This window comes from Neorhizobium sp. LjRoot104 (assembly GCF_964253725.1).
Lineage (GTDB): Bacteria > Pseudomonadota > Alphaproteobacteria > Rhizobiales > Rhizobiaceae > Neorhizobium.
The window spans coordinates 459,928-472,434 of record NZ_CAXURS020000001.1; the positions used below are offsets into that span (position 1 = coordinate 459,928).

13 protein-coding genes are annotated in these 12,507 nt (G+C 62.2%); 7 read left to right on the forward strand and 6 right to left on the reverse strand.

Annotation, left to right across the window (positions count from 1 at the left end):
- Positions 1-69 precede the first annotated feature (69 nt).
- The 5 genes from ACSQ8R_RS02195 (at position 70) to ACSQ8R_RS02215 (ending at position 5,515) form a co-directional block, all read left to right on the forward strand.
- Entirely contained in the window at positions 70-2,010 is a 1,941-nt protein-coding gene (locus ACSQ8R_RS02195; RefSeq protein WP_436251876.1) for a methyl-accepting chemotaxis protein, read from the forward strand.
- A gap of 120 nt (positions 2,011-2,130) precedes the next feature.
- A complete protein-coding gene (locus tag ACSQ8R_RS02200) occupies positions 2,131-3,126 on the forward strand; it encodes a DUF4424 domain-containing protein (RefSeq protein ID WP_436251877.1) in 996 nt (331 codons plus the stop codon).
- Positions 3,127-3,243: 117 nt separating this feature from the next.
- Complete coding sequence (locus tag ACSQ8R_RS02205; protein ID WP_436251878.1) at positions 3,244-3,837, forward strand: cytochrome b; 594 nt, start codon at positions 3,244-3,246, stop codon at positions 3,835-3,837.
- On the forward strand, positions 3,834-4,421 hold the full coding sequence (locus ACSQ8R_RS02210) for a YceI family protein (RefSeq protein WP_436251879.1): 588 nt from the start codon (positions 3,834-3,836) through the stop codon (positions 4,419-4,421). Before ACSQ8R_RS02205 ends, ACSQ8R_RS02210 begins: the two co-directional genes overlap by 4 nt.
- A 254-nt stretch (positions 4,422-4,675) precedes the next feature.
- On the forward strand, positions 4,676-5,515 hold the full coding sequence (locus tag ACSQ8R_RS02215; RefSeq protein WP_436251880.1) for a 2OG-Fe(II) oxygenase: 840 nt from the start codon (positions 4,676-4,678) through the stop codon (positions 5,513-5,515).
- A gap of 24 nt (positions 5,516-5,539) precedes the next feature.
- Here the strand turns inward: ACSQ8R_RS02215 and dxs are convergent, their stop codons facing one another.
- The 4 genes from dxs to ACSQ8R_RS02235 all read right to left on the reverse strand — a co-directional run bounded on the left by dxs (position 5,540) and on the right by ACSQ8R_RS02235 (position 9,158).
- Positions 5,540-7,459, reverse strand: coding sequence for a 1-deoxy-D-xylulose-5-phosphate synthase (dxs, locus tag ACSQ8R_RS02220; protein ID WP_436251881.1), 1,920 nt, complete (start codon positions 7,457-7,459; stop codon positions 5,540-5,542).
- Between the two features lie 101 nt (positions 7,460-7,560).
- Entirely contained in the window at positions 7,561-8,484 is a 924-nt protein-coding gene (locus ACSQ8R_RS02225) for a pirin family protein (protein ID WP_436251882.1), read from the reverse strand.
- A gap of 11 nt (positions 8,485-8,495) precedes the next feature.
- Entirely contained in the window at positions 8,496-8,765 is a 270-nt protein-coding gene (locus tag ACSQ8R_RS02230) for a HepT-like ribonuclease domain-containing protein (RefSeq protein WP_436255350.1), read from the reverse strand.
- An 81-nt stretch (positions 8,766-8,846) separates the two neighbouring features.
- Positions 8,847-9,158 carry a nucleotidyltransferase family protein gene (locus ACSQ8R_RS02235; RefSeq protein WP_436251883.1) on the reverse strand — a complete coding sequence of 104 codons (312 nt, stop codon included), beginning with the start codon at positions 9,156-9,158 and terminating at the stop codon, positions 8,847-8,849.
- Between the two features lie 48 nt (positions 9,159-9,206).
- Between ACSQ8R_RS02235 and ACSQ8R_RS02240 the strand changes: the two genes are divergently transcribed.
- On the forward strand, positions 9,207-9,533 hold the full coding sequence (locus ACSQ8R_RS02240; RefSeq protein WP_436251884.1) for a toxin-antitoxin system TumE family protein: 327 nt from the start codon (positions 9,207-9,209) through the stop codon (positions 9,531-9,533).
- Positions 9,530-9,880 (forward strand): HVO_A0114 family putative DNA-binding protein, encoded by a 351-nt coding sequence (locus ACSQ8R_RS02245; RefSeq protein ID WP_436251885.1) that lies wholly within the window; start codon positions 9,530-9,532, stop codon positions 9,878-9,880. The genes ACSQ8R_RS02240 and ACSQ8R_RS02245 overlap by 4 nt, the downstream gene beginning before the upstream one ends.
- Positions 9,881-9,886: 6 nt before the next feature.
- Here the strand turns inward: ACSQ8R_RS02245 and ACSQ8R_RS02250 are convergent, their stop codons facing one another.
- A complete protein-coding gene (locus tag ACSQ8R_RS02250; protein ID WP_436251886.1) occupies positions 9,887-10,246 on the reverse strand; it encodes a DUF1850 domain-containing protein in 360 nt (119 codons plus the stop codon).
- 10 nt (positions 10,247-10,256) lie between these two features.
- Complete coding sequence (locus tag ACSQ8R_RS02255) at positions 10,257-12,365, reverse strand: TRAP transporter permease (protein WP_436251887.1); 2,109 nt, start codon at positions 12,363-12,365, stop codon at positions 10,257-10,259.
- Positions 12,366-12,507 lie beyond the last annotated feature (142 nt).

Here is a 12,507-nt window from a genome sequence, read left to right on the forward strand (position 1 = left end):
TCATGTTGGGATTCTCTCCAGGCTGGAGGAGATATCCAATGCTGTTTCAACCGAGAGCGGAAGCCACCGATGTCGCTTAAGAACCTATCCCTGAACAAGAAGCTGATCATCACCTTTGCGGCGTTGATGTCGGTTTGTCTGCTGGCGTCCGCCGGCGTTTATTGGCAGGCGCTTAAATCGAGCCGGTCTTCCGCTCAGCAGGTCGTCTCCCAGACCATCCTGATGCAAGTGGATACGGCGCTCGAAGCCATGCTGGAACAAGCGGTCAATCAGCGCGGCTTCCTGCTCTTCAAGAGCGATAGCACCTATGCGGACGTCTTCAACAACCGCGAGAAGATGATCACGGCGATCGACGCCGCCAAGAAGACGGCCGCCGGCATGCCGGACATGATCGCTTCGCTCGACGCGATGCGGGCCGCAGCCGATGTGTTCCACACGCAGCTCACCGTTCCGCAGCTCGACGCGCGCAAGAACACCAGCAAGCCGATCGACGAAGTCATCGAGATCGGTCGCAACCAGTCCAAGGGCCAGCTCGACGTGTTCCGCGACGCTGCCGCCAAGATCAAGAAACAGGCTTTCGATCTGTCGACCGCCATGGTCAAGGCCCAGACCGGCGCCCATAACGACCTGTTGCTGACGCTTCTGATCGGCGGCGCCATTGCGGGCCTCATCGCGGTCGCCCTCGTGCTTGCCCTGTCGCGCGCCATCGTCAAGCCGATCGCCGGCATGACGGAAGCCATGACCAGCCTTGCCGGCGGCAATCACGACATCCAGGTTCCGGCCCTCGAACGCGGCGACGAAGTCGGCCGCATGGCCAAGGCCGTCACGGTCTTCAAGGATGCGGCGATCGAAAAGCAGCGTCTGGCCCGCGATACGGATATGCTGCGCGACACCAGCGAGCGCGAACGCCTCGAGAACGATGCCCAGAAGGCCCGCGAAGCCGCCAATATCGAGTTTGCGATCGACGCACTTGCCACCGGACTTGCAAGCCTTGCCGATGGCGATGTCGCCTATCGCATCGAAAAGCCTTTCTCCGGCAATCTCGACCGGCTGCGCACCGACTTCAACCAGGCCCTCGGCCGGTTGCAGGCCGCTCTGCAGGCGGTCGGCGAGAATGCGTCGGCGATCAGCGCCGGTGCGGGCGAAATTCGCTCCGCGGCCGACGATCTCGGCCGTCGCACCGAACAGCAGGCAGCCGCGGTCGAAGAGACCGCAGCCGCGCTCGAACAGGTGACGACGACGGTGAAGGAATCGGCCCGGCGTGCGGAAGATGTCGGCCAGCGCGTCGAGCGCACCCGCATCGGCGCCGAGAAATCCGGTGAAGTCGTCCGTCGTGCGGTCTCCGCTATGGAACAGATCTCAAAGTCCTCCGGCGAGATCAGCAATATTATCAGCGTCATCGACGACATCGCCTTCCAGACCAACCTCCTCGCACTCAACGCAGGCGTCGAGGCGGCTCGCGCCGGCGAGGCGGGCAAGGGATTCGCGGTCGTGGCGCAGGAAGTCCGCGAACTCGCCCAGCGTTCCGCCAATGCGGCAAAGGAGATCAAGGCGCTGATCACCACCTCCAGCCAGCAGGTGGATGCGGGCGTGGCGCTGGTCGGCGAGACCGGTCAGGCGCTGGAAGCCATCGTTGGCGAAGTGCAGCAGATCAACCAGAACCTCTCCGCCATCGTCATCTCCACCCGCGAGCAGTCGACCGGTCTCCAGGAGATCAACACATCGGTCAATGCGATGGACCAGGGCACGCAGCAGAACGCCGCCATGGTCGAGGAGCAGAACGCGGCAAGCCACAAGCTCGCCCAGGAAGCCCAGGCGCTCGATGCCCTGCTGAAGCAGTTCAACTTCGGCGGCACACCGGCGGCGCGGATCTCCCGTCCGGTTGCGGCCCCCTCGGCAGCTCGTCCGGTGGCGTCGCCGGCGAATGCCCTGCGTTCCACCGTCGCCCGCGCCTTTTCCGGCAAGGCGGCGAGCGCCGCGGCCGTAAAGGAAGAATGGTCGGAATTCTGATCAGCCCATTCTGATTGATCCAAAAGGCAGGCCGAAGACCATCGGCCTGCCTTCTCTGTTTCAGCATTTGCGTCTATCTTCCGGCGGCCGGAAAGCCGGCAGCGAACCGGAGGGACGGAAATGCGGTGGACCTTGCTGATCGGCGGGCTTTTGCTTGTCTCGAACCCCGCATTCGCCAACGATTCCATGGCGGAACTGAAGACGGGCGGACTGATCTACGTCCAGACCTCCGATGTCGCGATGGCCGAGGAACAGCTCTACATTTCCCGTGAGGAAGTGCTGGTCGATTACGTCTTCAAGAACACCAGCGACAAGGATGTCGAAAGCGTCATCGCCTTCCCGATGCCGGATATCACCGGCAGCATGGACAGCAATATCGCGCTCGACGATACCGACAGCGACAATTTCCTCGGCTTTTCGGTGGTGCAGGACAGCCGGCAGATCAAGCCGGAACTGCAGCAGCGCGTGCTGGCGGCCGGCATCGACCGCACCGACGAACTCGTGGCGCGCAACATTCCGCTTCTGCCCTATAGCGACAGGACGCTCGCCGCGCTCAAGGCCCTGCCAGAAGACGTGAAAGCGGCGTGGATCGCCGAAGGGCTGGTGTTCGTCAACCGTTACGACGCAGGCAAGGGCTGGCAGGAGGAGCTGACGCCGGCCTGGACGCTCCGCTCGGTCTATTGGTGGAAGACAAAATTCCCGGCCGGCAAGCCCGTCCGCGTCAGCCACCGCTACAAGCCGAGCGTCGGCGGCACGGTCGCCATGACCTTCATCGACCAGGGCAAGCCGGCGGCCAATTACAAGGAATACGCCGACCGCTACTGCATCGACGCCGCCTTCATGAAGACCGCCGCCAAGCTCGAAGCGGCAGCCGGTAAAAGCGGCCCGAACTACACCGAGCAATGGGTCTCCTACATCCTCACCACCGGCGCCAACTGGGGCGGCTCGATCGGCAAGTTCAAGCTGACGATCGACAAGGGCAGGGCGCAGGACTACGTCAGCTTCTGCGGCAACGGCGTGAAGAAGGTCGGATCCACGACCTTCGAGATGGTTGCCGATGATTTCTATCCGGAAAAGGACCTGAATATCCTCTTCCTGACAGCCGCCGATCGGTAACAGCGGCTCAAATCCGAATTCAGGAATATTGAATGAAACGTGATCGCGCCGGTGCTTGTCGGCCGGGTCGAAAAGCACGATGTTTCCGCTTGTCGTGAAGAGTTCCGGAAACATCCCATGCCGCGTCGCCTTGCAGATGGTTATGACCCCATCGCGATCGTTCTGCACTGGCTGATCGCGACGTTGATCCTCGGCCTGCTGGTCCTCGGCTTTGTCATGACCCGGCAATCCATCGATCCCGCCCTGCAGTTCGCGCTCTTCCAGTGGCACAAGTCCTTCGGCATGCTGGCACTGCTGCTGGCCGCACTGAGGCTGATCCATTCGCTGACCGCCGTGCGCGTGAAGCCCGTGGAAGGTCTGGGTGCCTTGGAGCGTCGCTTGGCCCATGCGATGCACTCTCTGCTGCTGACCTTGGCTGTGGTGGTGCCGGTGGCCGGCTGGATGATCGCCTCCGTCTCGCCGCTCGAAATTCCCACCTTCGCGTTCAACCTCGTCGTCGTTCCGCACCTTCCGGTGCCGAAGTCGGAAGCCTCCGAGGCCTGGTGGACGACCGTGCATGCGGTGCTCGCCTATTCGACGCTGGCACTCGTCTTCCTGCATTCCGCCGCGGCGCTCTACCACCACTATGCCAGGCACGACGACGTGCTCACCCGCATGCTCGGCAGCCGGCACCGCACCGTCAAAACGTCGATCGAGGAGCCGGGACCATGACCCGCAAGACAACAGTCATCGCAGCAATGCTGCTCGCCATATCGCTTCCGCAGGCCGGCTTTTCGGCAGTCGACGTCCCCAGTCTCACGGAGGCGGCCGGGCGTTATGCCATCACCCCCGGCTCCCGCATCGCCTTTGCGGTCGACCAGGTCGGCGGAGGCGGCATCAAGGGCACGTTCGGCAAGTTTTCGGGCACGTTCAACCTGAAAGCCGGCGATCTCGCGCATTCCATGGTGAATTTCGACCTCGAGCCCGAAAGTGTCAGCACCGGCCAGGATCGTATCGATACCTTCCTGCGCTCGGGCGCGGTCTTTGATTCCGCGCATTTCGAGACGATCGCGTTCCGTTCGGAAAGGATCGAACAGACCGGTCCGGACAGTGCCCGCATCACCGGCACGCTGACCGCCAAAGGGCGCAGCTCGCCCGAAATCTTCGACGTGAAGCTGACCTCCTGGAACGGCCGAAAGATAGGCTTCAACGTCAGCGGCAAGATCTACCGCTCCCGTTACGCCATGGACGTCGGCACGCCGATCTATTCCAACGTCGTGCAGTTCGACATGGTGATCGAGGGCGAGCGGAGGTAACGACCGGCCCTCGATCGGAACCATTACTTCATTCGGCGTAGGAAGATACAGATTCGGGGCGTCATTTTGGAAAAGGAATACCGTGTTGCAATGCACCCATACTTGAATCTATTGATTTTAAGTTGGGTTTAAAAATGAAAAGCTTGATTTCGAATTTCTCCGGAGGCTAAGGCTTTCGAAGAATGGGCTTTTGTCATACTTGCGCCATCCCCAAAATATGACAATCTGACCGAAGTATAGGTTGGGGAAGTGCAATGGCGCAGTTAGTATATCCGATTGAGGCGGATACTCTTCTGGCAGATGTTGATGCCGCTCGCTCGATGGCCAGGAATTACGCCGAGGCTTATCAATCGGCAGCGCCTTATCCGCATATCTGCATCGACAATTTCCTGCCCGAGCAGGTTCTGGAAAACGTCCTGACCGATCTCCGGAACCGTCCGGAAAAGGAGACGACTTTTGCGAGGGCGCAGGAGAACAAGAAGGTTTCCTATGCTCCGGAGCGGCTTCCCACCTACACCAAGAACCTGTTCTACGCGCTGAATTCGCGCCCCTTCATCCTGTTCCTGGAAGAAATGACCGGTATCGAAGGATTGATCCCCGACCCGTTCTTTTTCGGCGCGGGCGTCCATGAGACCGCCAACGGCGGGCATCTCGATATCCACGCGGATTTCAACCTTCATTCCAAGATGAAGGTCGAGCGCCGGCTCAACACGCTGATCTATCTCAACAAGGGCTGGCGGGAAGAGTGGGGCGGCTCATTTGAAATCTGGGACAAGGAGATGAAGGGCAAGGTGCACAGTTTCACCCCCTTGTTCAACCGCATGGTCACGTTCTCGACCACGTCGGACTCCTTCCATGGCAACCCCAGCGTCGTGAACCATCCGGAAGACAAGACGAGGGACTCGATCGCCCTCTATTATTACACGGCGACCTGGGACGATTCCCGCAAGTCACATTCGACGCTCTTCAAGCCGCGCCCGAATTCGGCGGACAAGAAGGACTATGCCGAAATCCGCCGCGACGTGCTGCGTGAGTTCACGCCGCCGATGCTCTATCGCAAGATCATCGGGCCCTTGAGCCGACTCGGCTTCTAGTCCGGGAGACCCCGGCCTTCGGCCTCAGCCGGCGAAACCGACGCCGATCTGCGGCTGGCCGAGCGTCCTGAAGACGGTCGAAACGATGCCGGCGCGGTCGAGACCGGCCTTGGCATGCATTGCATCCGGGCTTGCCTGCTGCATCCAGATGTCCGGCAGCACCAGCGAGCGGATCTTCAGCCCGTTGTCGAGCAGGCCCTCGGTCGCCAGGAACTGCAGAACGTGGCTGCCGAAGCCGCCGACCGCACCTTCCTCGATGGTGATGAGCACCTCGTGATGGCGGGCGAGCTGGCGGATCAGGTCCTGGTCCAGCGGCTTGGCGAAGCGGGCATCCGCGACCGTCGTCGAAAGCCCGGCGGCATCGAGGTCTTCCGCGGCAAGCAGACATTCCTTGAGGCGCGTGCCGAAGGAGAGCAAAGCCACCTTGGCGCCCTGCTTGACCACCCGGCCCTTGCCGATTTCGAGGATCTGGCCGCGTTCCGGCAGTTCGACGCCGACGCCTTCGCCGCGCGGATAACGGAAGGAGATCGGGCCTTCGTCATAGGCGGCGGCGGTGCGCACCATGTGCTTCAACTCCGCTTCGTCGGCGGCAGCCATCACCACCATGCCCGGCAGGGTGGCGAGGAAAGTCGTGTCGAACGACCCCGCATGGGTCGGCCCGTCGGCGCCGACGAAACCGGCCCGATCGATCGGAAAGCGGACCGGCAGTCCCTGGATCGCCACGTCATGGACGACCTGGTCGTAACCGCGCTGCAGGAAGGTCGAATAAAGCGCGCAGAACGGCTTGTAGCCTTCCGCCGCAAGGCCAGCCGCAAACGTCACCGCATGCTGCTCGGCAATGCCGACATCGAAAGTCCGGGCCGGGAAGATATCTGCCAGCTTGTCGATGCCCGTGCCGTTCGGCATCGCGGCGGTGACGCCGACGATCTTCTCGTCGAGTGTCGCTTCTTGCACCAGCGCTTCGCCGAAGACGCTCGTATAGCTCGGCGCGTTCGGCTTCGATTTCGCCTGCGCGCCGGTGATGACGTCGAACTTGTTGACGCCGTGATATTTGTCGGCGGCGGCTTCCGCGGGCGCATAACCCTTGCCCTTCTGCGTCACCACATGGATCAGCACCGGACCGCGGGCATTGTCGCGCACATTGCGCAGCACCGGCAGGAGATGGTCGAAGGAATGACCGTCGATCGGTCCGATATGGTAAAAACCCATTTCCTCGAACATCGTGCCGCCGGTAACGTAACCGCGCGCATGCTCGACGGCGCGGGTGATCGCCCGGTCGACATTCTTGCCGAGATAGGCGGTCAGCTTCTTGCCGAGATCGCGAAAACCCATATAGGTGCGGCCGGAGGCGAGGCGCGCCAGATAGGCGCTCATCGCGCCGGTCGGCGGGGCGATCGACATGTCGTTGTCGTTGAGGATGACGATCAGCCGCGCATCGAGCGCGCCGGCATTGTTGAGCGCCTCATAGGCCATGCCGGCCGACATCGCGCCGTCGCCGATGACGGCGATCACGTTGCGCTTCGAGCCGGAAAGGTCGGCCGCGACCGCCATGCCGAGGCCGGCGGAGATCGAGGTCGAGGAGTGTGCGGCGCCGAATGGATCGTATTCGCTTTCGGCCCGGCGGGTGAAGCCGGAAAGCCCGTCTTCCTGGCGCAGCGTTCGAATGCGGTCGCGCCGGCCGGTCAGGATCTTGTGCGGATAACACTGGTGGCCGACATCGAAGATCAGCCGGTCATCCGGCGTATTGAAGACCTTGTGGATGGCGATCGTCAGTTCCACGACGCCAAGGCCGGCACCCAGATGGCCGCCGGTGCGCGACACCGCATCGATCATCTCGTCGCGCAATTCTCGAGCAAGCTGCGGCATGTCGCGGTCTTCGATCTGGCGAAGATCGGCAGGAAGCTTGACCTTGTCGAGCAATGGCGTGGCGGGGATTGATGTCACGAATGGTGGCCTTTTCTGCTCTTTTCCGGAAGCGTGTTCCTCCCCAACATGAGAAGAAAGCAGGCTTTTTCAAGTTGCATGACCTCCGGTTCTAACCGATTTCAGGCCGTGGGCAAGGGGACAAACTCCTCCTCGTCCCCCGGCACGATGTCGAAACGGCCGGTGCGCCACTCATCTTTTGCCTTTTCGATACGCTCCTTGGAGGAGGAAACGAAGTTCCACCAGATATAGCGCTTGGAGTTCAGCGCCGCCCCGCCGAACAGCATCAGGTGACAGCCCATCGCGCCGGCTTCGAGCGTGATATTGTCGCCAGGCCGGAAGACGAGAAGCTGGTCGGCCGCGAACCGGTCGCCCGAAACCACCAGTTCGCCGGACAGAATGTAGATCGCCCGTTCCTCATGCGCCGCGGCAAACGGGAAGCGTTTGCCCGCCTCGAGCCGCAGATCGACATAGAGCGTATCGGTGAAGGTCGAGACCGGCGAGCCGAGGCCTTCGAAAGAACCGATCACCACCCGGCCGCTCGCCCCCTCCGCATCGATGACCGGCATGTTTTCCTTGCCCGTATGCGAAAAGGTCGGGTCGATCTCCTCCTTGTCGTCCGGCAGCGCCAGCCAGGTCTGCAGGCCGGAGACCGACATCGGATGGCCGCGCAGGTTTTCCGGCGTGCGCTCCGAATGCACGATGCCGCGGCCGGCGGTCATCAGGTTGATGTCTCCCGGACTGATCACCAGTTCGGTGCCGAGGCTGTCGCGGTGCTTGATCTCCCCGTCGAACAGATAGGTGACGGTGGAAAGTCCGATATGCGGATGCGGCTTGACGTCCAGCGCCTCGTCGGCACGCAGGAGCGCCGGTCCCATCCGGTCGAAGAAGATGAACGGCCCCACCAGCCGCCGTTGCCGGCTGGGCAAGGCGCGCCGCACGGAAAATCCGCCGATATCGCTGGTGCGCGGGATGATCAGGTTCTCGATCGCGTCGCAGGCAAAGGCGTCGCCCGCGGCCGGGTCGGTTCCGGGGAAGAAGGACATGAGGGGACTCGCTACAGTGTTTCCTGATCGTCCGGATACTGCGCCAGGAATGTTTCGAGTTCAATGAGAAGGGGAGGGAGGCGGTCGACAATGGTCGTCCAAATCACCTGGTCCAGAACGCCTTTGTAGTCATGGCGCAGAACGTTGCCGAGATTTCGAATGGCGAGCCAGTCGTGCGCGGGGAACAGTTCCTCGGCCAATGAACTGAGTTTGACGGCTGCTTCGGAAACCCGTGAAAAACACCGCTCGACGGCGTCGCGAACCAGTCGATTTCCGTATATGCCTGAAAATCCATGCCCTGAGTATACTCAAGGATTGCAGCACCATTCTCGACGATATCGCGCATCCGCGTTAGAGGACGTTTAGAAGGCAATGGCGCGGTCCCGTTCTATGGAGCGCCGCACGTTCTCCTTTTGAATCGGTTCGGCGATCACATCAACATTTTCGTGGCCCGTAATTTCAGTGATACGCTCCTGCAGGATCGCGAGAGCACTGAAATATCCGAGACCGGATCTGATCACGGGGTCGGTCAGCCTGACAAGAATATCGAGATCGGACTCCTCCGTCGCTTCGCCCCTGGCCACGGAGCCGAAGATCGACACATGCTCCGCACCCGCGGCGCGCAGCTCGTCCTCATGCTCCCTCAGCTTGGCAATCACCAGATCCTTGTCCATGGCGGCGAATATAGCGAACTACCCGGATTTGGTCGAGAGCGACGGAGATTGACCATCTATGGCATCGGATGCCATAATCTTCTTATGAAAGCCGAACTCGTCATCCGGGAACGCATTGTCTTCGGCGACGGAGCGATCTTGGAGATCAAGGTATGGCGTGTGCCGAGCGAGGTGCCGCCATCGCGGCATTTCCTGAAATACTCGCTGTTCTACGGCCGTCCCGGCGAACGATTGGTCGGTTACGACAACGAACGCGGCAAGGGTAATCACCGCCACTACGGTGACCGGGAAGAGGGCTACCAGTTTGTTTCGATCGAGCAACTGCTGTCCGATTTTAGGCAGGATGTCGAGGCGCTACGAGGAGAGAAGATATGAGCAAGGACATAGACCTGCATATCGGCGGATCCTTCGACAAGGTTGCGAAGAGGGTTTCCGATGCGTGGCATCGCGCCGAAAAGGGCGAGGCGGTTTCGGAAGATCACCTGACCTTCGTCACTTGGGATGCCTTTTCCAGCACCATGACGGGTAAGCGGCTGGAGCTGCTGCGTTATCTGCACAAGAACCCCCAGGCAAGCGTGGCTGCCCTAGCGCGATCGCTTGGCCGGGATTACCGGCGGGTTCATGAGGATGTCGAAATCCTGGGACGAGCCGGCCTGGTGGAGCAGGACGAAACCGGCCTGCATGCCGGGTACGACGAAATCCGCACGGTCATTTCGTTTTAGGCACATTTAGGGACACCTGCTCAGAACGGTCTCATCCCCCGCCGTCGCTCCAAGTTCCACGCACCCGCCATCATGACATAGCCGCCAGCCGTCCGGCGTCATGCCCGAAGCCGCCAGCAGAATGCGCTTCTGTGGCGGCAGCGTCGGGCGCCAAACCCACCAGCCGTCCTTCAGAACGGCATCCGCCCCCGGCTCCATGCCGGCGCCGGAGCCCTTCACCTCCGCCTGCCGAAGCTCCAGCCCGGCCGGCGTCACCGCCCAGGTCTCGCGCCATTCCGTCTTCTGCACCGAATGGGTCCAGGAGAGCGTGAACATCGAGAGAGCGAGCGCGCTCACCTTGCCGCCCGCCAGGATGCAGAGGCTCATCGCCCGGCGCTCATGTCAGCGCCGGTGCGCCCGGCGCATTGCGGTTGCGCCACCAGTGCTGTGCGACGACGACGATGCCGAGGACCCAGCCGAGTTCGTCGGTCCAGGGAAGCGCCATTACAAGGCTCGCGCCGGCGATCACGGCGAGCAGCCGCTCCCAGGCCATCATGCGGGCAAAAAGGAAACCGACCACCGCCGTGCCCCAGAGCGCGATGCCGAAGCAGGCTTTCAGGAAGACGTAGGCGACTTCGACCGGATAACCCCACGCGGCGGCGACCGCGCCCGGATCCTGCAGCATCAGCGCCGGCGTATAGACGGCCATGAACGGCACGACGAAGCCGGCGGTCGCGAGCTTGGTAGCCTCCACGCCGATCTTCAGCCCGGATGTCTTGGCCATCGGCGCGGCCGCGAAGGCGGCGAGCGCTACCGGCGGGGTCAGGTCCGCCATGATGCCGAAATAGAAGACGAACATGTGGCTGACGATCAGCGGCACGCCGAGTTCCAGCAGCGCCGGCCCGGCAAGCGACGAGGTGATGATATAGTTCGGGATCGTCGGGATGCCCATGCCGAGGATCAGGCAGGTGATCATGGTCAGCACCAGCGACAGGAACAGGTTGTGCTCGCCGACACGGATGATTGCGCCGACGAAGGTCGAGGCGATGCCGGTCAGCGTCAGCGTGCCGATGACGATGCCGACGATGGCGCAGGCGATGCCGACCGGCAGCGCGTTCTTTGCGCCCTCCGCCATCGCGTCGCGGCAGATCGCCAGCGTCTCGCGCCCCCCTTTGACGAAGAAGCATCCGGCGATCAGGGCGATGATGACGATCGCCAGGAAGTTCACCCCGTAGCGCAGGAACGAGGCGGCGGCGATGCCGAGTACGACCCAGAAGACGAGGCGGAAGGCAAGCGGGCCGATGCTTGCGGCAAGCGGCATGCCGAGGATCAGCACGATGACCAGGGCCAGGCCCATCGTTCCGGCGAAGATCGGCGTATAGCCGGCAAATAGCAGGTAGACGAGGGCGGCAAGCGGCAGGATCAGCGGCCAGTGCTCCCTGACGGCGGCCCAGGGGTTCGGCAGGTCGGCCTTGTTCATGCCCTTGAGGCCGGCCTTGCCGGCTTCGAGAAAGACCATCCAGAAACAGGCGCCGAAATAGAGGACGGCCGGGACGATCGCGGCCTTGACGATTTCCGCATAGGAGACGTTGAGCGTTTCGGCCATGATGAAGGCGACGGCGCCCATGACGGGCGGCATGATCTGCCCGCCCATCGACGAGGTCGCCTCGACCCCGCCGGCAAAGGCCGATCGGAAGCCGAAGCGTTTCATCAGCGGAATGGTGAACTGGCCCGAGGCCACGACATTGGCGACGCCCGAGCCGGAAATCGTGCCCATCAGCGCCGAGGACATCACGCAGACCTGCGCCGGCCCGCCGCGCCAGGTGCCGACGAGGCCGAGCGCGAAATCGTTGAAGAGGTTCAGCATCCCGGCTTTTTCGAGAAAGGCCGCGAAGACCACGAAGATGAAGATGTAGGCGGCCGAGACATAGATCGGCGTGCCGTAGATGCCTTCGGTCCCGTAGGCGAAATTCTCGATGATCTGCTCGAAATCATAACCGCGATGGATGAACGGCCCGGGGGCATATTGCCCGAAGAAGCAGTAGGCGAGGAAGATGGCGGCGATGATCGTCAGCGGCAGGCCCATCAGCCGCCGCGCCGCTTCGAAGACGAGCACCATCAGCACGGCTCCGACGATGAGGTCCGGTGTCGTCAGGAACCCGCTTCTGACGATCAGGTCCTGATAGAAGACCCAGTTGTAGACCCCGGTCAGGAAGCCGAGGATGCCGAGCGCCCAGAACCACATCTTGCCGGCCTTCGTCCGGGCGACGAGATTGCCGATCAGCACGAAGCCGAGCAGCAGCAGGAAGCCCACATGCATGGCGCGGACGATCTGGCTCGCAAGCGTGCCGTAGGCCGCCGTCCAGATCTGGAAGAGGGTAAAGGCGAAGGCGATCCAGAAGGCGATACGCCCGGTAAAGCCTTCGCCGAAACCAGCCGGCAGGCCCTCGATCGGCTCTTCGGCGCTCCGCGGTGCTGTCGGATGGTGCATTGTGGATTCGGACATGTTTGCTCCGGAGATCGCTTGCCCCTCACCCTAAACCTCTACCCGCTTGCGGGTAGAGGGGACGTGCCCCGAGCGCGGCCGAGAGAGGGGAAGACGGTGCGGCATATGTCCTTCTCCCCGTTCTGACGGGGAGAAGGTGCCC